Source organism: Pedobacter sp. N36a, assembly GCF_014472395.1.
GTDB lineage: Bacteria > Bacteroidota > Bacteroidia > Sphingobacteriales > Sphingobacteriaceae > Pedobacter.
On sequence record NZ_JACSZW010000077.1, the window covers coordinates 1 to 318 of the forward strand.

General features: G+C 45.6%; 1 protein-coding gene. It reads right to left on the reverse strand.

Going from position 1 to position 318, the window contains the following annotated elements; genetic code table 11:
- Positions 1-318: hypothetical protein (locus tag H9X96_RS22595; protein ID WP_187668444.1), on the reverse strand; the 318-nt coding region annotated here is incomplete at both ends.

Below are 318 nucleotides of genomic sequence, written 5' to 3' on the forward strand. Positions count from 1 at the left end.
GATTAGAAGCTGGGCTTTCACAAGAAATGGAGGTAATTTTCACTGTATAACTTCCGCTTTCAGTAGCGGTATACGTTTGCTGAGTTGCCCCTGCGATTAGGTTTAGCCCATTGTACCATTGGTAGCTATCTGCTAAGGCGCTGGTCTTTAACACTACGGCTCCGCCTGCACAGAAAGTCGTCTGGCCTTCGGCTGTAATCACCGCGGCATCTGGAATTGGGTTTACCGTAACTGATATTGGATTAGAAGCAGGGCTTTCACAAGAAATGGAGGTAATTTTCACTGTATAACTTCCGCTTTCAGTAGCGGTATACATTT